General features: G+C 52.8%; 17 protein-coding genes. 11 read left to right on the forward strand and 6 right to left on the reverse strand.

Annotated elements, in window-relative coordinates; translation table 11 throughout:
- Window positions 1–157: 157 nt before the first annotated feature.
- Window positions 158–2290, reverse strand: a complete 2133-nt coding sequence (gene scpA / locus HHO50_RS09340) for a methylmalonyl-CoA mutase (protein ID WP_181305749.1) — start codon at window positions 2288–2290, stop codon at window positions 158–160.
- Between the two features lie 493 nt (window positions 2291–2783).
- On the reverse strand, window positions 2784–4619 hold the full coding sequence (locus tag HHO50_RS09345) for a methylmalonyl-CoA mutase subunit beta (RefSeq protein ID WP_181305750.1): 1836 nt from the start codon (window positions 4617–4619) through the stop codon (window positions 2784–2786).
- Window positions 4620–5555: 936 nt separating this feature from the next.
- Here HHO50_RS09345 and HHO50_RS09350 point away from each other — a divergent pair.
- Entirely contained in the window at window positions 5556–6305 is a 750-nt protein-coding gene (locus HHO50_RS09350; RefSeq protein ID WP_181305751.1) for a DUF72 domain-containing protein, read from the forward strand.
- 387 nt (window positions 6306–6692) lie between these two features.
- Here the strand turns inward: HHO50_RS09350 and ctlX are convergent, their stop codons facing one another.
- Together ctlX and HHO50_RS09360 are read right to left on the reverse strand one after the other, a co-directional pair.
- On the reverse strand, window positions 6693–7646 hold the full coding sequence (gene ctlX, locus HHO50_RS09355; protein WP_181305752.1) for a citrulline utilization hydrolase CtlX: 954 nt from the start codon (window positions 7644–7646) through the stop codon (window positions 6693–6695).
- 215 nt (window positions 7647–7861) lie between these two features.
- On the reverse strand, window positions 7862–8113 hold the full coding sequence (locus HHO50_RS09360; RefSeq protein WP_181305753.1) for a hypothetical protein: 252 nt from the start codon (window positions 8111–8113) through the stop codon (window positions 7862–7864).
- A gap of 587 nt (window positions 8114–8700) precedes the next feature.
- On the opposite strand from HHO50_RS09360, the gene HHO50_RS09365 reads away from it, so the two are divergent.
- The 5 genes from HHO50_RS09365 (at window position 8701) to HHO50_RS09385 (ending at window position 14128) form a co-directional block, all read left to right on the forward strand.
- Window positions 8701–9471, forward strand: coding sequence for a 5'-nucleotidase C-terminal domain-containing protein (locus tag HHO50_RS09365; protein ID WP_181305754.1), 771 nt, complete (start codon window positions 8701–8703; stop codon window positions 9469–9471).
- Between the two features lie 132 nt (window positions 9472–9603).
- Complete coding sequence (locus HHO50_RS09370) at window positions 9604–10539, forward strand: bifunctional UDP-sugar hydrolase/5'-nucleotidase (protein WP_181305755.1); 936 nt, start codon at window positions 9604–9606, stop codon at window positions 10537–10539.
- 96 nt (window positions 10540–10635) lie between these two features.
- A complete protein-coding gene (gene dnaA, locus HHO50_RS09375; protein ID WP_181305756.1) occupies window positions 10636–12060 on the forward strand; it encodes a chromosomal replication initiator protein DnaA in 1425 nt (474 codons plus the stop codon).
- 22 nt (window positions 12061–12082) lie between these two features.
- Window positions 12083–12532 (forward strand): Rrf2 family transcriptional regulator, encoded by a 450-nt coding sequence (locus tag HHO50_RS09380; RefSeq protein ID WP_123125065.1) that lies wholly within the window; start codon window positions 12083–12085, stop codon window positions 12530–12532.
- A gap of 957 nt (window positions 12533–13489) precedes the next feature.
- A complete protein-coding gene (locus tag HHO50_RS09385; RefSeq protein ID WP_181305757.1) occupies window positions 13490–14128 on the forward strand; it encodes a peroxiredoxin in 639 nt (212 codons plus the stop codon).
- 120 nt (window positions 14129–14248) lie between these two features.
- Here HHO50_RS09385 and HHO50_RS09390 read toward each other — a convergent pair whose 3' ends face one another.
- Window positions 14249–14746 (reverse strand): hypothetical protein, encoded by a 498-nt coding sequence (locus HHO50_RS09390; RefSeq protein WP_181305758.1) that lies wholly within the window; start codon window positions 14744–14746, stop codon window positions 14249–14251.
- A 64-nt stretch (window positions 14747–14810) separates the two neighbouring features.
- Complete coding sequence (locus HHO50_RS09395) at window positions 14811–15245, reverse strand: OsmC family peroxiredoxin (RefSeq protein ID WP_181305759.1); 435 nt, start codon at window positions 15243–15245, stop codon at window positions 14811–14813.
- Window positions 15246–16002: 757 nt separating this feature from the next.
- Between HHO50_RS09395 and HHO50_RS09400 the strand changes: the two genes are divergently transcribed.
- The 5 genes from HHO50_RS09400 (at window position 16003) to rseP (ending at window position 21586) form a co-directional block, all read left to right on the forward strand.
- Window positions 16003–17499: a GH3 auxin-responsive promoter family protein gene (locus tag HHO50_RS09400; RefSeq protein ID WP_181305760.1), complete on the forward strand. Its 1497-nt coding sequence runs from the start codon at window positions 16003–16005 to the stop codon at window positions 17497–17499.
- Between the two features lie 23 nt (window positions 17500–17522).
- On the forward strand, window positions 17523–18806 hold the full coding sequence (locus HHO50_RS09405; RefSeq protein WP_181305761.1) for a hemolysin family protein: 1284 nt from the start codon (window positions 17523–17525) through the stop codon (window positions 18804–18806).
- Complete coding sequence (locus HHO50_RS09410; protein WP_181305762.1) at window positions 18803–18940, forward strand: hypothetical protein; 138 nt, start codon at window positions 18803–18805, stop codon at window positions 18938–18940. Before HHO50_RS09405 ends, HHO50_RS09410 begins: the two co-directional genes overlap by 4 nt.
- A gap of 100 nt (window positions 18941–19040) precedes the next feature.
- A complete protein-coding gene (locus HHO50_RS09415) occupies window positions 19041–20195 on the forward strand; it encodes a 1-deoxy-D-xylulose-5-phosphate reductoisomerase (protein ID WP_181305763.1) in 1155 nt (384 codons plus the stop codon).
- Window positions 20196–20272: 77 nt separating this feature from the next.
- A complete protein-coding gene (gene rseP / locus HHO50_RS09420) occupies window positions 20273–21586 on the forward strand; it encodes an RIP metalloprotease RseP (protein WP_181305764.1) in 1314 nt (437 codons plus the stop codon).
- Window positions 21587–21633: the final 47 nt, after the last annotated feature.

Raw genomic sequence — 21633 nt, forward strand, 5'->3', positions numbered from 1 at the left:
GATAGGCCTAAAGCCGAAAGGTTTAATGGGGTATGGAGAAAGGTGAGAAATTTTGCAGTAGCGTTTTAGGGTTGTTTTTAGGAAAAGAGGAAGGAAACAGGCTTTTACCGGCATTTTCCCCTGGCACGAGTCTCCAGACTCGCGCCAGGGGAAAAAATTACCCCTTCAGCAACTTCTCCAATATCTCCTGCGCGGCCACGCTGATCACCGTTCCTGGGCCAAACACGCCTGCCACCCCGGCATCATACAGGAATTGGTAATCCTGGGCGGGAATCACGCCTCCGGCAATAACCATGATGTCCTCGCGGCCCAGCTTTTTTAACTCGGCAATCAACTGCGGGATCAAGGTTTTATGACCGGCGGCCAGGCTGCTCACGCCTACCACGTGCACGTCGTTTTCGGCGGCCTGTAGGGCTACTTCTTCCGGGGTTTGGAAGAGCGGGCCCAGATCTACGTCAAACCCGAGGTCAGCGAAAGAGGTGGCAATGACTTTGGAGCCGCGGTCGTGGCCGTCCTGGCCCATTTTGGCCACCATGATTCTGGGTCGGCGGCCTTCCTGTTGAGCAAATTGATCGGCCAGCGCCTGGGCTTTGCCGAAGTTCTCGTCGTCTGATATTTCTGAACTGTACACGCCGGATATGGATCTGATGGTGGCCCTATGACGGCCGAATACTTTTTCCAAGGCATAGGAAATCTCGCCCAAGCTACAGCGCACGCGGGCGGCGTTCACCGCCAGCTCCAGCAAATTGCCTTCGCCGGTCTCAGCGGCATTGGTCAGCGCATCCATGGCGGCGAACACAGCGTTTTCGTCCCGGTTTTCGCGAAGTTGGGCCAAACGTGTTAGCTGAGATTCACGTACGGCCGTGTTGTCAATGTCCAGAATCTCCAGCTTCTCCTCCGTTTCTGGCCGGAATTTGTTTACGCCCACAATCACGTCTTTGCCTGCGTCAATACGCGCTTGTTTGCGGGCCGCGGCCTCCTCAATGCGCATCTTGGGCAGACCGGTTTCAATAGCCTTCGCCATGCCGCCCAACCGTTCCACTTCTTGAATCAAGTCCCAGGCGCGGTGCGCGAGTTGGTGGGTGAGGGCCTCCACGTAATACGAGCCTCCCCAGGGGTCTACGGTTTTGGTGATGTGCGTTTCCTGTTGCAGGTAAATCTGGGTATTGCGGGCAATACGCGCCGAAAAATCGGTGGGCAAGGCGATGGCCTCGTCTAAGGCGTTGGTATGCAGGCTTTGGGTTCCGCCCAAGGCGGCGGCCAGGGCCTCTACGGTGGTGCGGGCCACGTTGTTGAAGGGATCTTGCTCGGTTAAGCTCCAGCCACTGGTTTGACAGTGCGTGCGCAGGGCCAGAGATTTGTCGCTCTTGGGGTTGAACTGTTTGATGAGCTTGGCCCACAGCATGCGGGCGGCGCGCATCTTGGCGATCTCCATGAAGTGGTTCATGCCAATGGCCCAGAAAAACGACAAACGCGGCGCGAAGGTGTCAATGTCCATGCCCGCGGCTAGACCGGTACGCACGTATTCCAGACCATCGGCCAGGGTGTAGGCCAGTTCCAGATCGGCCGTGGCCCCGGCTTCCTGCATGTGGTAGCCACTGATGGAGATGGAGTTGAACTTGGGCATGTGCCGGGAGGTGTACGCGAAGATATCCGCGATGATCTTCATGCTGGGCTCCGGCGGATAAATGTAGGTGTTGCGCACCATAAACTCTTTGAGGATATCATTCTGGATGGTGCCGCTCAGTTGCTCTGGTTTCACGCCCTGCTCTTCGGCGGCCACAATGTAGAAGGCCAGAATGGGCAGCACCGCGCCGTTCATGGTCATGGACACGCTCATCTGGTCCAGCGGAATCTGGTCGAACAGAATCTTCATGTCCAGGATGGAGTCAATGGCTACGCCCGCCTTGCCCACATCGCCCACTACGCGCGGGTGGTCAGAGTCATAGCCCCGGTGCGTGGCCAAGTCAAACGCCACCGACAGCCCTTTTTGCCCAGCTTCCAGGTTTCGGCGGTAAAACGCGTTGGATTCCTCGGCGGTGCTGAAGCCCGCGTACTGCCTGATCGTCCACGGGTTCTTTACGTACATGGTGCTGTACGGGCCGCGCAGGAACGGCGGCAGTCCGGCGGCAAAGTCCAGGTGCTCAAAGCCAGCCGTGTCTTCTTTGGTATAGAAGTTCTGCAGGGGCAATCGCTCCGCTGTTTTCCAGGTCTTGGGTGCTATTTTGGGCTGTTTTTCAGGAATTGAGCCCTGAAACGTGAATGGTATCTTGGTGAAATCTGGTTTCATAGTTTGTATCAAGTAGCAGGTATCATGTAACAAGATTTCCTGCGGATGTTATCATATCTAAAAAGCTCCTTCTGCCTCATGTTGTCATCCTGAAAGGATCTTGGGGGAAAGCTGTCATTGGTTAGTTAAGTGTGAAGGCTCATCTTGAGTTTGCCTTATTGCTTTTGTGTGGTTGTCAACAGGTTTCAAAGCCCATTGGCCACCCCGGTATATAGAAGCCTCTTACGCTGTTTCATCGCTTCTGCCTGTTTAGTTCGCTTCCAGGATGACAACATGGGGCAGAGAAGTCTCGTCAGGAGCCTGTCGCCGCTATCGGCAATGGTAATTTCCCTCTGTCATTGCGCACCCTAAAGCAAGGCTTGTGCCCCTAAGAGCCAGAACTTCTTACAATAGACTCCGGACTCAATATCTTAACTAAGTACTCTAAACTCTAAACTCAGGACTCAGGACTCCCGGATTCAGGAAAGATTAGGCACTTGATGCGCAGCGCGCATCAAGCGCCTAATCTTTCCTGAATCCGGGTAATGATCTCTTTGGTGTCACAGCCCTGGAACAGGAATTCGTCAAAGCCGTGGTTGCGGAGCTCGTCTTTCAGGTGCATGGGGTCATCGGCTAAGATCAAGGCCGGGCCTTGGCGGTGCTGGGCGCGCATGCCTTTGGCGAAGGTCTCAGCAAATTCCTGGAACTGCTGGTGTGGGGCTGCCATCACAATCACCTGCACATCCAGGTTTTTCACCCCGTTTAGGGCATCTGAAACATCGTCGAACTTGAGTACCTGGGTGGTGAAACCGGAACAGGTGAAGAACTCGCGGGCGAAGGAAGCATGAATGTGTTCCTGCAGCGCAGTGCCCATGTGCACCACCAACGCATGCGGGCGGCGTTTCTTCTTCCGGAAATGCAGTTCAGTGGCCAGGCGCATCACTTCATACGAGTACGCGGCGCGGGTATTGTCATACTGCCGGCTCTGGATGAGCTTCTCGGGGTCATAGTCGTGCTGCTCGCTGGGGTTGGGGAACTTGTTGGTGCCCACCAGCACCTCTTTGCCGCTGGCAATGTCTTTGAACTTCTGGTTGCTGGCTTCCTTGATCATGCCCTGAATGAAGCCCGCGTTGGAAGCCGGAATAAACCCGCCCTGCGCTTCTATCTCCTGGAACAGCGCCCAAGCCTTTACCGCCATCTGCCGGGTGAGGTACTCCAGATAATAAGAGCCCGCCGCGGGGTCAATCGCCTGATCTAAATAGGCCTCTTCCTTCAGCAGGATGGGGATGTTCCGGGCTATGCGCTCACTGAACGCATTGGCCTCGCGGAAGGTGCTGTCAAACGGTTCTACTTCCACTGAGTTTACGCCCCCCATAATGGCACTCATCATCTCGGTGGTGTGGCGCAGCAGGTTGGTATGCGGGTCTAGCGTGGTCTGGTGCCAACGCGAGGTAGAAGCATGGATGCGCAAGGCACTGGCGGTCTCCACCGGTACCCCAAACGCCTCCACTACTTTGGCCCAGAGCAACCGGGCCGCCCTGAACTTGGCTATCTCAAAGAAGTAATTGGTGCCGGCGGTAAGGTGAAACTGCATGTTCCGGAAAATACTCTCGGCCGACAGGCCTTCCTGCGTAAGGCTGTTGGTGTAGCAGACGGCAATGGCCAGCGTGATGCCCAGCTCCTGTACCAGCGTGGCGCCTTTGTTGCTGAAATGCGAGCCGTTGATGGTGAGGGCGTAGAAGTTGGGGGCGTCCAGCGTCTGTTCCAGCAAGTGTAGGGCGTGCTCCACGTCCAGTTGCTTGTAGCTTTCAGACGACAGAATAGGGGAGCATTTCAGGAAACCATTCAGGCTGGTGACCGAAACTTTTTTACGGTACAGGCCCGTGAACAGGTGGTGGAGAAAGTTGGCCGCTTCGGTAGAAACGGTGTAAGACACCGGTACCTTGGTCAAATCTATTTCCTGGATCAGGTAATCGGCATCAAAGTCATAGCCGTTCTCCATGATGAAATGGATGCCATCGGCGCCGCGCGTAAGGGCGTCCACGGCTTTGTCTACCGCCTCGCGGCCCTTGCCCGAAGAATAGATGGGTTGGACGTTCAGCCAGCTGTTCTTGTCGGTTTTGGCGGTGCGCAGGTACGGGAACTGCCCTGGCAAAGTGTGAAGGACACCGCTCTGCGGCACGTGGGTACTGCTATAAAAAGGGGCGACGGCAATACCCTCATAGCTCTGCCAGTGCAGGCCCGCGAAGTCGTCGCCTTTCAGGTCTTGTTTTATTTTGGCAATCCATTGCTCAGCCGTTACCGGCCCGAACCCGGGGAATAATGCCTCAGAGGAGGGAATGTCAGTCATAAAAAGAACAGGCGTATACGATGGTAAAGATAACTTTTTGCCCGGACTGTTCTACGGCTGCCGCCGGAAATACGATGACCGTTTTACCCCTGGTTTTGCAAAAAAAGCCCGAAAGTAGGGGGAGGTTCAATAGCGAATGGAAGCATGGGTGCCTGGTTCTGTTATCATGGCTGAAAGATGAGATGATTTAGCTGGAACCGAAGTAAGCTATGCAACTGTAGACTCTCCTTTATTCTCCTTGGTGGAATAGCCCCTGTAGAAAGGGAAAGAAGAAGTGTAAATGGAGGTGGCATACGTCATTGGCACAGACACTCGCAGGTCTGGAAGATACTCCGAGGTCAATTGAGCAGGCAGCATAATAAATTTAGCACTACATGGATCGGCAGGTGTAAACATCCCCCTTCACCCCCTTCAAAGGGGGAGTATCTGCTTTAGGAGGCAGAAGTGTTCTGTCTAGCTGTTCGGGAGTTCTACTCCCGAACCTGCCTGCCGGGGAGTTCCACTCCGCCGGGAACCACGGGCAAAAGAAGGGGAGTGGAACTCCCCGGCAGGTTGCTTCCGGAGTGGAACTCCGGAAGAGCGGTTTAATGTAACCTCAGTACATGCTATGGTCTTACTTACTTTCCCCAGTTCCAGTCTTCCCCGAGCGCGCCTCGCTTTTGGCCATAGATAGGCAAAACTAAGAGAGGCAGACAGTACAGGCCGAAAGGGCAGTGCGAGAGGGGAAGACGGGGCCCCGCGGCCGTGAGCGCACGGAGGGCAGCTATGCAACAACCAAGCATAAGGGCACCGCATAGACCAGCCGCTACGCCAGCAATAACTCGCCAGCAAAAACAAAAGGCAGGCGCAGCACTCCTCATTCGTTTTAAACCAGATTTGCAGAAAGTACCCTAAAAAGGGAAAAACATAACCTCAGATTCTGCGTCTGTATGCAGCATGGAAAACGCCCAGGAAAATCTATACATCGGCACCTCCGGTTTCAGCTACGCGTGGAAAGGCATCTTCTACCCCGAAGACATCAAATCGGCGGAGATGCTGCCGTACTATGCGCAGCACTTCAATTGCACCGAGGTCAACAGCAGTTTCTACCATTTCACCATGGAGAAGACCATTCTCAAATGGCTGGAGACCACGCCCGCTCACTTTAAATTCGCGCCCAAGTTGCACCGCTCCATCACCCATGAAAACCGGCTGCAGAACATAGAAGAACCCCTGCGCAAGTGGATGGATCGCTTTCTTGTCATGGGCGACCGGCTGGGGCCAGTGCTGGTGCAGTTGCCGGGCTCTTTCCATTTCAACGAGCTTATTGCCCACCACTTCTTCACGCTACTGCGCAACTTGTACCCCACCACCGTCTTTGCCCTGGAAGTACGGCACGCCTCCTGGCATACAGATGAGGTGCTGGAACTGCTGGAGGAATTTGACATCTCACTGGTGGTCATTAGTGCAGGCAAGCGTTGGCCCGGCTTGGCGGCCGCTACCACCAATACCGTGTACCTGCGCCTGCACGGCCACGAGCAACTCTACCGCGGCGCCTACCCCGACGAGGAACTGGAACGTTTCGCCTACATGGCCCAAGATTGGCTTCTGGACGGGAAAACGGTGTGGTGCTTTTTCAACAACACCATCGGCGGAAACGCCACCACAGATGCGCAAAAGCTGCGGCAGGTCATCCAAAACCTGTAAGCTAAACCAAAAGTTTATGCCGTTTCCCGCTTTCAGCCTGTTTTCTGGAAAAGAGGCTGAAAACAGGAGGGACGCTGTGCGTAGAGTTAGCGTCAGCGCTCTACGCACTTCTGGACAGCCAATCTCCTGATTGGCGTGGAGGTCACTGTCACAAACGCTCGCAGGTCTAAAGACGCTACGAGGTCTTTGAAGAAGCGACACAGCGGCAGGCAGAAAAAGCTCCCCTCCTGATTCAGGAGGGGAGCCCGAAGGGCGGGGGTGAATAGGCGGTAACTGGAGTAGTAACCGCCCTTTTCAGCAATGCATGGATTTCGCTGCAATGCAGCGAGGCTAGTCAGAAACTCGCGCCAGCGTTTGGGGAATTATTGCAAACGCCAGCCAAAAAACTTATCGGTAAATCTCGGCCAGCATGCAGCGGGCGCTACCGCCGCCGTGGGCTTCAATGGTTCGCAGGTCTGAGCGCATTATTTTGGTGCGGTGGTTGAGGTCTTCAAACTGGTCTTTGCGGAGGGCTTTGTAGCCTTTGTCAGACATGACCAGCACCGGCTCACCGGCTTTGTTGCGCACCTGGAGCATATTGCCCGCCATTTTCTTCACCTGGGCCAGGGTCAGATCCAGGATTTCTTTGCCGGTGTCTACCAGGGCTTCCAGTAGAAGGCCTTGTTCCTCTTCGTCGGGGATGGCTTCCAGGCACACCAGCGCGAAATCGGCACCAATGCTGAGGATGACGTTGGTGTGGTATATGGGAAGGCCGTTGCCGTCAAAGGCGTGGAACACAATGGGGCGGTAGTCTAATTGCTCGCAGAAGGCCTGCAAGGGTTCTACGTGCGTACGTTCTGAAAGGCAGGCGTAGGCGATTCTGTGCTGGCGATCCAGTACCAGGCTGCCGGTGCCTTCCAGAAACTTGCCTTCGTTCTCAAAAGAAGTGAGGTCTATGACTTGGGTAAATGTCAGGCCGTGTTCTTCCTGCAGTTGGGTGAACAGCTGAGGGTGGCGTTCTAACCGGCGGGTAGGGGAGAGCATGGGGTAGAGCACCACTTTGCCGCCTTTGTGGAAGGAAATCCAGTTGTTGGGGAAAACGGCATCGGGCGTGGCCGGGTCTTCCACGTCATCCAGCACCACGGCATCAATGCGGGAGGCCCACAGTTTCAGCAAAAACTGGTTGAACTCGTCCAGCGCTTTTTGCTGCACCTGGTCGGCGGCGCCGGGCGGCACTTCCTGCTGGAAACCGTTGGTGGCCGCGGTCTCTGGGTTAGCGCCGAAGCGGGCCGGGCGTACCAGCAATACCTGCGTGGCGAGCGGAACGGTGGGATGGGTGGGTCGTTTGTTTTCGGTTTCCATGGCGGTGCCTTGTTGTTGGGTTCTGCAAGATACGCCAAAACAGGAAACCGTACACCCTGTGGAAAAGAAGGAGAACGGGCAGCGGGGAAATCAGCCAGGCGGGTGTAGCTGGTTTTGGGGCTGTTTTCTGGAAAATGGCCCAAAAACAGAATCCCCGCCCCCGGTCATGTGGTAGACCAGGGACGGGGATGGGAGTATTACTTAAAAACGGGTTTTTACGCTAAAGAGGCCCCTGTTTTGGGTTGAACAGGGGTGGCGGTTCTGTTCCGCCAGAAATATCGGAAGCACCGGCCCATAATGCCTCTGAAATTCTTGGGGAAAGTAGCCCGGCACCAGCGCTTCAATTCTCTAATCTCATGGGTCAGCAATAGGCGCAGGCATTTCCGGAACTCTTTCTCAAATAAAACGGCGTCAAAACTAACTTTTAGAAGAATGAATTTACTGTACTGTAAATACGAAGTGCTCATGGTTGTGTTGGTTTTGGGTGTTATGTTGTGAGTAATCTGCCTGAAAGCACAAGCCATCCTTTTCGCAAAGGAAAATCTGGGAATCAGAGCCAATCTTCTGGGTTTGCCAGCCGCATGAAAAGGCAGGATAACAAACGTTCAGAAGGTTACTAATATACGTTTTAGAAGAAGTTCTGTTCAGGCGGGCGGGCTTGCCATGGCCTGCCTTGGAAGGGAAACATGCTCTGTGCCGGAAGACGAAAAGAGAGCCCTTAAGGAGGGCCAGGCGGCGCTATCTCGCTTATAGGCAAGCGGGTGCGAAGGGCAAAGTTGCTGTAACCGCTTTGCCTGCCGATGATCGCACGATAGAGAAAAGAACCTGTTGATTTGGGGCATCATTGGTCTCTGCGCTTGTAACCCTCTTCCGGACACCTCTTGCCGGGAAGGAAACAAGTATAGGTATAAACTACTTAAAAGTCAAGTGGTTAATAGAAGCGCTGCCCTCTCTGTTGGAACTGTTTTTGCGTTAAAATGCCGAAACAAGCCCAGATACGCCGTTGGGTTTTTCAGGCTGCACCTAGTACCTTTGATGAAATCAGTATTTAAACATGCCTTTATTCCCATATTTCCGTACTCGCCACCTCTCCCTGAGCGTGGCGGTCGCGTTGCTGCTGGCCGGGTGCCAAAAGGAGTTGGTTCCTGCCGCCAGTCTCTCCCCAACCACCGATATTCCGATTACCACCCAACTCAGCGCCGACCCAACCGCCGAGACCACCATCATGCCTTACCGCACCCGGGTAGACCAAACCATGAACGAGGTGATTGGGCAGGCGCCCGAGGCGATTGACCGCGGCATCATTGAATCGCCCCTCGGGAATTTTGTGGCCGATTTGAGCCGCAGCCAAACCATGGCGGTCTATGGTAAGCCCATTGACATGGGGGCCATGACCAACGGCGGGTTACGCAACCCCATAGACAAGGGCCCCATTACCGTGGGCGATGTCTTTGAGATGATGCCTTTTGAAAACGAGATGCTGGTGCTTACCCTTTCAGGGGCTACCGTGAAAGAGATGTTTGACTTTGCCGCGCGTACCAAAATCTTATTCGTGGCGAACGCGTCCTACACCCTGCGCAACAGCCAGGCGGAAAGCATTTCCATTGGCGGCAAACCCTTTGATATCAATAAAACTTACACGTTGGCTATCTCAGATTACCTGGCCAACGGCGGCGATAGCATGGGTTTCCTGAAAAACGCCCTTAAAGTGGAGAAAATTGGTTTGCTGGCCCGTGATGCCATCATGAAAGAAATAAAACAGCGCACCGCCCAAGGTCAACCCGTAGTAGCCCAGAAAGACGGTCGCGTGAAAGTCTTGAACTAGATGAGGAGATTTGAAGATGTGAGAATGTGGAGATGAAAAATCATTTTCAAATTTCCAAATTTTCTCATTGCCACATCTTCTCATTACCACATCTTCTCATCTTCAAATCTGCACATCTTCCAATTTGAAACAATGAATCGCAGAGATTTTATAAAGAATACCGTGGCCGGAACGGCAGGGTTGGCGGTATTGGGCCTGCCTAGCCTGGCAGATGCTGCGGCCGCGCCCATCAAGCTAACCATTTTACACACCAATGACATGCACTCCCGCATTGACCCGTTCCCCAACGATGGGCGCAAGTACGGCGGCATGGGCGGGATGGCCCGGAGGGCAACGCTGGTAAAGCAGATTAGGGCGCAGGAACCAAACGTGCTGTTGCTGGATGCCGGTGATATCTGGCAGGGCACGCCGTATTTTAACTTCTTTGGCGGAGAACTGGAGTACAAACTCATGACCCAAATGGCCTATGACGCGGCTACTTTGGGGAACCACGACTTTGACAATGGCCTGGAAGGGCTGCAAAAGCAACTGCCGCACGCCGGTTTCCCGTTTATCATTGCCAATTATGACTTCTCAGACACTATTCTGAAAGGGAGGTTCCAGCCGTATAAAGTATTTGTAAAGGAAGGCGTACGCGTGGGCGTGTTCGGGCTGGGGATTCAGTTAGCTGGTCTGGTGGCAGATAATCATTCTGCCGGTACCAAATACCTGGATCCGGTGGTGACCGCCAGTAACATGGTGAAAACGCTAAAAGAGCAGGAAAACGTAGATCTGGTGATTTGCCTTTCGCACCTGGGCCATTCCTATGAGTATGAGAAGATAGATGACCGCAAACTGGCCCGGCAGGTAAGTGGCATTGACCTCATCATCGGTGGTCACACCCACACCTTTCTGGACGAGCCGGAGAAGATTGCCCATGCCAGCGGCCACGTGACCTTGGTGAACCAGGTGGGTTGGTCGGGCATTAACCTGGGGCGCATAGATTTTACCTTCAACAGAAAAAATAAATCAAAAACAACCACCACAGCCTCCGTTCTGCCTTTAAATTATAGTGTCAGAATTTCATAAGGTTCAAGTTTTTTGTTCGGGAGTTTTTCTCCATTTTTGTAACCCCCTCAAGAAAACGATACTCATTTAAACGCGGGATTGGAAGAAGCGATGTTAATGGTAAAAGACTCTATAACCGTCTGGCATAACTGTTTACAGGTTATCAAAGACAATATCGGCGAGCAGAGCTACAAGACGTGGTTCGAGCCTATTACGCCCTTGTCTTTGGCTAATAACGTATTAACCATCCAGGTACCCAGCCAATTCTTCTATGAATGGCTGGAGGAACATTACGTGAGCCTGCTCAAGAAAGTGGTGTTCCAGGAACTGGGCAGCGAAGGCCGCCTGGAGTACTCTATTATAGTAGACCAGGGCAACGACCACAGCAAACCGCAGACCGTCAGCATCCCTACCAAGAAAGTACCTACCGCCGTTTCCAACTCCTATAGCCCAGAGCGTAGCTTCCTGAAGAACCCGTTTGAGTCCAAAGCCATTGACCGGCACTTCTTCAACTCACAGCTGAACAACAGCTATACCTTTGATAACTACATAGAGGGAGACTGCAACCGCCTGGCCCGTTCGGCGGGTTACGCCGTGGCCAACAAACCCGGTACCACGTCCTTTAACCCGCTAATGGTGTACGGCGGCGTAGGTTTGGGCAAAACCCACCTGGTGCAGGCCATAGGCAACCACATCAAGAGCAACAACCCAGACAAGTTCGTGCTGTACGTGTCGTCAGAGAAATTCGTGAACCAGTTCATTGAGTCTTTGAAGACGAACAACGTGCAGGATTTCGCCAATTTCTATTTATTGGTGGACATTCTCATCATTGACGATGTGCAGTTCCTGAGCGGCAAGGAGAAAACCCAGGAGATGTTCTTCCACATCTTCAACCACCTGCACCAAAGCGGAAAGCAGATTGTAATGACCTCAGACTGTCCGCCCCGCGACCTCAAAGGCCTGGAAGAGCGTCTGTTGTCCCGCTTCAAGTGGGGCCTCACGGCCGATTTGCAGAGCCCGGATTTTGAGACCCGCATGGCCATCATCTACAAAAAGATGCAGAGTGACGGAATCCTCATCCCCGACAACGTGATTGAGTACCTCGCCTACAGCGTAGATACCAACGTGCGGGAACTGGAAGGCGTGCTGATTTCGTTAATAGCGCAGTCCTCCTTGAACCGCAAAGAGATTGACCTGGAATTGGCCAAACAAGCCCTGAAACACATCATTGAAGATGTGGAGACCGAGGTGAACCTGGACTTCATCCAGAAAACCGTGGCCGAGTACTTTCAGGTAAGTTTAGATTCGCTCAAAGCCAAAACCCGCAAGAAAGAAATTGTGACGGCGCGCCAGGTAGCCATGTATTTCGCGAAGGAATACACCAGCCACTCGCTCAAGTCCATCGGGTACCATTTTGGTGGCCGCGACCATTCTACGGTGATTCACTCGGTACAGACCGTTTCTGACCTGATTGATACCGACAAAAAATTCAAGGCTTCTATCCAGGAGTTGCAGAAGAAGTTCAAGGTGAAGGCGGTTTAATCACGCTTTTCTCTACCCTAATATGATTTCAAAAAAAGCCAAGTACGCCCTAAAAGCACTTCTTTATTTGGCGAAGCAGCACGACCGCGGTCTGGTGCTCATCTCTGAGATTGCCGCCGCTGAGCGTATTCCGCGCAAGTTCCTGGAAGCCATTCTGGTGGACCTGAAGGTGCAGCAGATTGTACAGAGTACCCGTGGCAAGAACGGTGGCTATACCCTGGTGAAAGACCCGGCGCAGATTTCAGTGGGCAACGTCATTAGAATGGTAGACGGCCCGTTGGCGCCCGTGCACTGCGTGAGCCATCTGTATTACCGCAAGTGCGAAGAGTGCGTAGATGAGGCCACCTGTGAGATTCGCTTGCTCATGAAACGGGTTCGTGATGCCACTTGTGATATTCTGGACACCACGTATCTAGCCGATTTCTCCAAAGTTACTGCGTTGGTGGTGGAGGAAGAGGCCAACCAGATTTAACTTTTATGTTTCCGTTTAGGGGCTGTTTTGACTGAAAGAAGGTTGAAACAGCCTTTTTTGTGGGGTATTCTGAGCTTAGTCGAAGTATCTAGTAGAAATAATTGCTGCTAATGGTTCATTTCTGGACTTTATCATCTGCCTGCTTAGTGAGGAAATCCCCTCTTGGGAAGGGTAGGGGTGGGTTAATGCGCATTTCTTAATGTACTGTTAAGAGTTTTTGGTGCACGCCTTTGCTGTTCCCTAGGTTTGGCTATTTGTTGCGTGGGTGCAGGTGCTGTATTGTTTCATCTGTTCCGCTAAGCGCTCACGGCCGCGAGGCCCCGTCTTCCCCTCTCGCACTGCCCTTTCGGCCTGGGAAATTCTCTTCTCTTAGCTGAGGTCTGTCTAGGGCCAAAAGCGAGGCGCGCTCGGGGAAGACGGGAACTGGGGAAAGTAACGGAAGAGGAGGTGATGGTAGAACCCCTAGAGACCACGCACGGCCTTGTCTCCCAAGCATTGCTAATAGGTTTCAACGTTACCAGTGTCGCTGTTTGTTTACCTGAATGACCCGGCATAGATTTAGGGCGTTGCAGAAAGAGACAAGGCGGTGCTAGGTCTCTACAGCGGGGTAACAAACGTCTTCCAGTCCTTTTAGGCCTGTTTTCTGAAAAATAGGCTCAAAAGGGAAACCACTCTGCCCACTAGGGCAAAAGACTGAAGAACTTGGTGGTGAAAGTCTACTTTCTTTGTCAACTTACTAATTTTATTGTTTGTCAGTTGGATTTCCAGTAATTGATCTCTTTATTTGTCTACTTCATCTATAGAGATTCTATAGGCCTGCTGCTGTTTGGGTATGTTTTAAGAGCTTGTTTAAATTTGAGGTTTGCAGCGCAAAGATGAAATTGAAACAAGCTCTAAGGGTTAAGCGGGAAGAAATCTATTGTATTTCACTTTTATCTAAATAGAAAAAACAAAACCATGGCTTTACGATTAGGCGACATTGCCCCTGATTTTACCGCAGAAACCTCAGAAGGCACCATCCATTTCCATGAATGGCTGGGCGATGGCTGGGCGGTGTTGTTCTCGCACCCCCGCGACTATACTCCGGTTTGTACCACCGAACTGGGCGCCGTGGCCCGAATCAAAGGCGAGTTTGACCGCCGGGGGGTGAAAGTGGCCGCCTTGAGCGTAGATCCCATTGACTCCCACCACGGCTGGATTCAGGACATCAATGAGACGCAGAACACCACGGTGAACTTCCCCATCATTGCAGACTCAGACAGAAAGGTGTCTGATTTGTATGACATGATTCACCCCAACGCCAGCGATACTTTCACGGTGCGGTCGGTGTTCATTATTGGGCCAGACAAGAAAGTGAAACTGATCTTTACGTATCCGGCCTCTACCGGACGCAATTTCGCCGAGATCCTGCGCGTGATTGATTCTTTGCAATTAACCGCCAACCACAGCGTAGCCACTCCGGCTAACTGGGAAAACGGCCAGGACTGCGTGATTCTGCCCTCGGTGAAGCAGGAAGAAGTAGAAGCCAAGTTCCCGAAAGGGCACGTAGTGGTAAAACCTTATCTTCGTCTTACCCCTCAGCCAAACCTGAACTAAGCATTTCACGCTTTTCATTGAGTTTTTGATAAAACAGGCCAAAAACAGAAGCGGCCACTCTGCAAAGAGCGGCCGCTTCTGTTTTTGGCCTGTTTTAGGGAAATAAGCCCCTAAACGGATTTATCTGCGGATAGAAGTAGAAGTGTCAGTGACCGGAATGGCGTGTTTTTCGGCTACTTCCAGAATTCTGGCTTTGACAATCTGTTGGCTCTTGCGGGAGCTGATCAGTTTAAGGTTCACCTGGCACTTGGTGCCATCACGCATCGTGAAACGGGCTAAGGCGTTGTTCAGGCTAATGCCCAGAACATCCTGCAGGGGAATGGCGATCTTCTTCTTGAAATGTCCCCGCTTCTCTACCACGTAGGCTGGCGTGATCTCCAGGTAAGACTGTGTGCCGAACACCGACGTGTTCTGCGCCAGAATGAACAGGAGGTAGCCAAAGGCCAGAACCAGGAACACGTAATGGATAAAATGGCGGTCATTCGCGGCATTTTCGGGTTCCGTGAAAATAAGGAACAATCCGTACGTCATCCACAGCAGTACCAACGCCAACTGTACCCCGAAGGAAATCTTGTGGTCGCGTGACGGCCGCAACCCAACCCTAGCCAATGATCTCATGCAATAAAATTATTGGGCAAAGATAGTGAAAATATGATACCAGTTCCGGGACATGGTAATGAGGCTAAGCGCCTTTCAAGGTAGCCTTCAACGTCATTTCGGGCACAGAGGCCAAGGCCCGGGAAATGGGGCAGCCTTCCTTGGCTTTCTGGGCCAGCTCTTGCAGCTCATCGTCAGACAGGCCGGGGGCTTCCACCTGGGTGGTTAGATCAATCTTGCGGATGAAGGGCCCGTTTTCCTGCCCCAGATGGACTTTGGCTTGGGTTCTTACCGAAGTAGCTTTTTTGCCGGCCCCTTCCAGAAGGCTGCTCAAAAACATAGAGAAGCAGCCTGCGTGCGCCGCCCCCACCAATTCCTCTGGATTGGTGCCGGTAACATCCTCCTCAAAGCGGGTGCCAAAAGAGTAGCGGACATCTAAGGTGCCACTTTGGGTAGATACGGTGCCTTTTCCGTCTTTCAGGCCGCCTTCCCAGACGCCTGTACCTGTGTTATTTGCCATAGTTTTTGTGGATTTGGGTTTGTTATCCTTCAAGTTACTAGAAAATAGCTTGTTTGGTTTTAAGGCAGTAGTGTCCAGACGTAAACTGAACCGATAGAAATACAGGAAACCCCCTTGAAATCACTGCCTAACTTCTGTTTTAGAGCTTGTTTTTATTTTTGACATCATAAGCTAAAACAACCAAGGTAATACCCCTCTTGCATGATTGGTGCGCCTTGGAGGGAGACGGTGGAGCGCCAGAACCCACCCCAACCCCTCTGAGGAGGGGAATACGCCTTTGCAGTAGAATAGGGGCACTACTGCCAATAACCGCTACTACCTTTACTACTTTTAGTACCGTCATTACTTACTTTCCCCAGTTCCAGTCTTCCCCGAGCGCTTAGCGGAAGCTATGCAAAGAGCCGCACCTGCACCCACGGAACAAACAGGAAAGCCAAGGGAACAGCAGACTGCATGCACCTGCTCATGCCCGCGCACCAAGCATACAAGCCAAGGCAACAGCAAAAGACGTGCACCCATCAAGCGATTTAAAGCGCAAACGCAAGTTCTCCCTATGCCCGTTTGCAGCACGAAACACATTCTAAACATGCTCTTACCTATGATTTTCCGGAGACACCCTAACATGCAAAAGAAAGCCCGGCAGAAAAGAACTTACAGAAGATTGCTATCTTTACTGAATTCCACAGGCGGAAACCTGAGGCGCTCCCGGCGTTTTTAGAGGTTTTCCGCCTTATCCGGTCACTAGCAAACAGTCTACATGGGAATAAAAGCGTTCTTGAGTAAACCTTTGGCGGCGTGGGTGCACGCCCAACAGCAAAGCTGGATGGAGAGGCCCGCCCAGGCTCAGCAGGAGGTGTTTCAGTCAATCATCCGCAAAGCGGCCAATACCGCCTTCGGGAAAGACCATTATTTCAAGGACATTCAGAGCCCCCAGGAATTAGCCCAAGCCGTACCCGTGCGCGATTACGAGGCCCTGCGCCCGTACTTTGACCGGTTGAAGCAAGGGGAGCGGGATGTGCTCTGGCCGGGATTGCCGCTGTATTTCGCCAAAACGTCGGGCACCACCTCGGGCACCAAGTACATTCCCATCACCAAAGACTCTATCCCAAACCACATCAACGGGGCCAGGAACGCGCTCTTAAATTATATCCATGAAACCGGCAAGTCACAGTTTCTGGACGGCAAACTCATTTTCCTGAGCGGCAGTCCGGTGCTGGAGCAGGTCAACGGCATCAATACCGGTCGGCTTTCGGGTATAGTGAACCACCACGTGCCGGGCTATCTGCGCACAAACCAGATGCCCTGTTATGAGACCAACTGCCTGGAAGATTGGGAAACCAAGCTGGAGGCCATTGTGAATGAGACCATGGAGCAGCGCATGACGCTTATCTCGGGTATTCCGCCGTGGGTGCAGATGTATTTTGACAAAATCATGGCCCGCACCGGCAAGCCCATCAAAGACGTGTTCCCAGATTTTAACCTCTTTGTGTACGGCGGCGTGAACTTTGCCCCGTACCGGGCTAAGTTGTATGAGAGCATTGGGCGCAAAATTGATTCCATTGAGACTTTCCCCGCCTCAGAGGGCTTTTTCGCGTTCCAGAATCAGCAGGATGCCCCCGGACTCCTTTTGTTAGCCAACAGCGGCATCTTCTACGAGTTTATCCCCGCCGAGGAATTCCACCAACCCAACCCGCGCCGCCTCACCCTGGGCGAGGTGAAAACCGGCGTAAACTACGCGCTCATCATAAACAGCAACGCCGGGCTGTGGGGCTACTCCATTGGCGACACGGTGAAATTCACCTCGCTGTTCCCGCATAAACTGGTGGTAAGCGGCCGCCTGAAACACTTTATCTCGGCGTTTGGCGAACACGTGATTGGTGAGGAAGTGGAGGGGGCGCTGCAAGACGCCATGGCCGAGTTCCCCGAAGTAGCCGTGACCGAGTTTACCGTGGCGCCTTACGTAAGCCAGGGCGAAGGAGCCTCTTACCACGAGTGGTTTATTGCCTTTGATACGCCGCCGCATGAGCCAGAGCGGTTTGCCAAGGCCATTAACTGGCACCTGCGCCGCCGCAACAGCTATTATGATGACCTGATTTCGGGCAACATCCTGGCCAACCTGCAAGTGACGGCCTTGCCCCCTAATGCTTTCCAGCAGTACATGAAGCGCCAGGGCAAATTAGGCGGGCAGAACAAAGTGCCCCGGCTGAGCAATGACCGTACCCTCGCCGATGGTTTGTTGGAAGTGGTCGGGTAATTTTTAGCAACTGATCCCTCATTATGGAAATCCTCATTCTTGTTATTTTAACTCTATTAAACGGTTTTTTCGCCCTTTCTGAAATCTCCATCATCTCCGTGCGGAAAGACCGGATGAAGCGGAAAGCCCAGGAAGGCAGTAAAAGCGCCCAAACCGTGTTGGATTTGCTGGATGAACCCGAGGATTTCCTGTCGGCGGTGCAGGTGGGCATCACGTTGATTGGAGTGGTGCTGGGGGCCTACGGCGGGGCGGCGCTCTCAGATGACATGCGGGTGGTGCTGGAGCAGGTTTCCTTTCTGGCTCCTTATGCCAACACCCTGTCGGTGGTGGTGGTGATTGGGCTGATTACCTACTTTTCCATTGTCATTGGCGAACTGATCCCTAAAACGCTGGCCATGGGCAACAGCGAAGCCATAGCGCTGTTTGTGGCCCCCATTATCAAAATCTTCACCAAAGGCACCCTTCCGCTGGTCAAGCTGCTGTCTCTGTCTACCAACGTGGTCATCAAACTGCTGCGCATCAAAGCACCCGAAGAGGAGAAACTGTCTGAAGAGGAACTGCGGCAGATCATCAAAACCGCCGGCAGGCAAGGGGTGCTGGCCAAAGAGGAGACCGACCTACACCAGAATATTTTCCACTACGCAGAGCAGAAAGCCAAGCACCTTAAAACGCACCGCATGGAGGTAGAATGGGTGAACCTGCAAGATTCTTTTGAAGTGATCAACCACAAGCTGCACGTGAGCGCGCACTCCAAGTTTCCGGTGTATGACCGCTCCCAAGACCAGGTGTTGGGCATCCTGAACGCCAAAGACTTCTATGAAAACCTCTTAAACCAACGGGCCCCGCTGACCACGCTGCTCAAAGAGCCGCTGTACGTGCCAGAGACCATGTACGCCAGTGCGGTGTTGGCCCTGTTCAGAAAACATAAACAGTACCTGGGGGTGGTGGTAGATGAGTTTGGGTCTGTGGAGGGAATCATCACGCTGCATGACATTCTGGAGGCCATTGTGGGCGATATCCCAGATATAGACGAAGAACGGGAGACAAACTTCGTGCGCAGAGAGGATCATTCATACCTGGTGAGCGGTTCCCTTCCTGTACGGGAGCTGAATAAAAAACTGAAGCGGGAATTCATCAAGAAGAATCCCGGCGAATATGAAACAGTGGCTGGCTTTGTGCTTCACTTCCTCAACGGCCTCCCCGCCGTGGGCGAGAAGTTTGTCCACAACGGCGTAGAGGTAGAGATAGTGGATCTGGACGGCAGCAAGATTGACAAACTGATCCTGAAAGAGATAGACGCCAAATGAACACCCGTTTAACGCCTATTTTCCCAAAACCAGCCCTAAAACAGGTGAAGGACGTGGGGGCTACCTCACAAAAACACCGGGTGGAATTACAGCAGGCTTCATGGTGCAGCCACGCCCGGGCAAAGAATGAATAAGCTCTTGGCACGGTTCCTGAAATCGCGCCCAGCGCTAGTTCCCTCCCGTTTTTAGCCTAATTTTGTAAAAACAAGCCTAAAATGGCTTAAAGAAGATTACATGAAGAAACGAGTAGCCATTCTTGGCTCCACGGGCTCCATTGGGACGCAGACGCTGGAGGTGATACAGGGCCAGCCAGATGCGTTTGAGGTGGAGGTGCTCACCGCCCATTCCAACGCCGATCTTTTGATTACCCAGGCCATCGCGTTTCAGCCCAATGCGGTGGTGATCACGCAGGAATGCCTGTATGAGCAAGTGCGTGACGCGTTGTCATCGCATCCCATCAAAGTGTATGCGGGCATGAACGCCGTGAACAGCGTGGTGCAGATGGACACCGTTGACATTGTGCTCACCGCCATGGTGGGCTATGCGGGCTTACAACCCACCATCAAAGCCATTGAGGCCGGTAAAACCATCGCGCTCGCGAACAAGGAAACCTTGGTGGTGGCTGGGGAGATGATCACGCAACTGGCCCGAGAGAAAGGCGTGAACATTTATCCGGTAGACTCTGAGCACAGCGCTATTTTTCAGTGCCTGGCCGGTGAGTTCCATAACCCAATTGAGAAAATCATCTTAACCGCTTCGGGCGGGCCGTTCAGGGGCAAGAACCAGGAGTATCTGCAAACGGTGACCAGAGCGCAGGCGCTAAAGCACCCTAACTGGGAAATGGGCGCCAAAATCACCATTGACTCGGCCTCGCTCATGAACAAAGGGCTGGAGGTGATTGAGGCCAAATGGCTCTTCGGGTTGCGCAATGATCAGATAGAAGTAGTGGTGCACCCGCAATCTATTGTGCATTCGCTCGTTCAGTTTGAGGACGGTTCTTTGAAGGCGCAAATGGGGCTGCCAGACATGAAATTGCCGATCCAGTACGCCTTGAACTACCCCAACCGCCTGAAATCCGCTTTCCCCCGGTTCAATTTCCTGAACTATCCGCAGCTTACGTTTGAGCGGCCAGATCTGGAGACGTTCCGCAACTTAGGTTTGGCCTTTGAAGCCATGGAAAAAGGCGGAAACGCGCCTTGTATCTTGAATGCGGCCAATGAAGTGGCGGTGGCGGCGTTTCTGCGGGAAGAGGTAGGCTTTTTGGAGATGTCTGACCTCATCTCTGACTGTCTCGCTAAAGTTGCGTATATTGCCACGCCTTCTTTGGACGACTACGTGCAAACCGATAAAGAGGCGCGTCAACTGGCCTTAAGCCTGCTGCAGGCGTAATCTTATTTCAAAACAATCGACTAAATACTGCCGGGCAGTTCTTCATTGCCTTGGGATAGACCTTATAAACACAGTAAATGGAAGCATTAGTAATGGCCGGCCAGTTAATTCTGGGCCTGACCATCTTGGTAGGAATACATGAATTGGGCCACATGCTTACGGCCAAATGGTTTGGGATGCGCGTGGAGAAGTACGCCATCGGGTTTCCGCCCAAACTGGTAAGCAAGCAGATAGGAGAGACCGAGTACATGATTGGCCTGATTCCGCTGGGCGGCTTCGTGAAAATCTCGGGCATGATAGACGAGTCTTTGGACACGGCCACCCTCAACCAGGAACCGGAGCCGTGGGAATTCAGGGCCAAACCGGCCTGGCAGCGCCTCATTGTCATGATGGGCGGCATTATCTTCAACGTAATCACCGGTATCATCATCTTCGCCGCGCTTACGTACATGTACGGCGAGAGTTACCTGTTGGCCAAAGACGTGCAATACGGTATTGAGACCAACGAGATTGGCGAGCAGATGGGCCTGCGCGACGGCGACAAAATTGTGGCCGTGAACGGAAAGCCGCTGGTTGAATTCCAGGAGGTCTACAGCCCCGATGTGTTGCTGGGGCAGAACGGTTCTTACACCGTAGAGCGCAACGGGCAGCAAGTGCAGGTACCCGTGCCTTCTAACCTCATTGACAAACTAGCCGACGGCAATAAGGTAGGCTTCATTATGGCCCGCGAACCCTTTGAGGTAGCCTCTGTCAAGGCCAAAAGCCCGGCCTCTGCGGCGGGCCTGCAGCCCGGCGACCGCATCACGCAGGTAGGCAACCAACCCGTTCAGTTTTTCCATGATTTCCAACAAACCCTGCAGGCCAACAAAGGCAAAACCATTGCCCTGCAGGTAGAGCGCAACGGCCAGCCGGTGACGTTGAAAACAAACGTAGACCAAGACGGTACCCTGGGCTTTTACCCTAAGTTGTTATTGCCCCGGGCCACCCGCGAATACAGTTTATTGGCCTCTATTCCCGCCGGCGCTGAAAAAGCCTTCTCGGTGATTACCACCAACATCAAAGGTTTCGCCAAAATCTTTAGGGCCGAGGTTTCTCCGTCTAAAGCGTTGAGCGGCCCCATAGGTATTGCGCAGATCTTTGGCGGTAACTTCTCCTGGGTCAACTTCTGGGCGATCACGGCCATGCTTTCCATGGTGTTGGCGTTCATGAACTTCCTGCCAATTCCGGCCTTGGATGGCGGCCACGTCATGTTCCTGACCTACGAGATTATTTCGGGCCGCAAACCTTCTGATAAATTCCTGGAGAACGCCCAGAAAGTAGGGATGGTGTTACTGTTGGGTTTGATGGGTTTTGCAATCTTTAATGACTTCTTTAAGTTGATATTCAACTAATTATAGAGGTTGAACTAGATTCTGTGGATAAAAAATTGCCAAGGGAG

The sequence above is a fragment of the Rufibacter sp. XAAS-G3-1 genome, from assembly GCF_013623775.1.
GTDB lineage: Bacteria > Bacteroidota > Bacteroidia > Cytophagales > Hymenobacteraceae > Nibribacter.